The organism is Aphanothece stagnina RSMan2012 (assembly GCF_046764815.1).
In the GTDB taxonomy this organism is placed as follows: domain Bacteria; phylum Cyanobacteriota; class Cyanobacteriia; order PCC-6307; family Cyanobiaceae; genus NIES-981.
Genome location: NZ_JBKOUC010000091.1, coordinates 1 through 559 on the forward strand (window position 1 = coordinate 1; position 559 = coordinate 559).

The 559-nt window shown below is 67.6% G+C and carries 1 protein-coding gene; it reads left to right on the forward strand.

Annotation, left to right across the window (positions count from 1 at the left end; translation table 11 throughout):
- Positions 1–549, forward strand: a 549-nt coding sequence (locus ACLNEE_RS16865; protein ID WP_411425074.1) for a glycosyltransferase family 4 protein, incomplete at its 5' end; no start/stop codon positions are given.
- Between the last annotated feature and the right edge of the window lie 10 nt (positions 550–559).

A 559-nucleotide genomic window follows, 5' to 3' on the forward strand; every position in this document is an offset into this window, starting at 1 on the left:
AAGGCGCCGTTCTTCGTGGCGCAGGTGGCCCAGCAGGTGCTGCAGGCGCGGCCCCAGGCCAGCTTCACCTGGGTCTGTGAGGGGCGTAACCATGCTGCCGCGCGTGGGCTGTTCACGGACCGGGCCGTGTTGGCGCGCGTGCACTTCCTGCCATGGCAACCGCAGCAGCAGCTGCGTGAGCTCTACGACGCGCATGGCATCTTCGTGTTCCCCTCGCTGTTCGAAGGCTTCGGCAAGGCCTTCATCGAGGCGATGGCGCGTGGCCTGTGCGTCGTGGCAGCAGACAACGGCGGCATGCACGATGTGATCCGCCACCGCGAGAGCGGTGTGCTTGCGCCGACGGGCGACTGCGAGGCGATGGCCCAGGCCTGCATGGATCTGATTGATCACCCGGCCGATTTCCTGCGCATGGCAGCAGCAGCGCGCGCAGCCGGCCAGACCTACACCTGGGATCGTGTCGGCCGCGAGACGCTTGCGTTCTACGAGCAGCTGCTGCGCCAGAACGCCTCTGGCGGCACCCGCCCCACCCTGAACACGCCAGGCTCCTGATGATCACCGA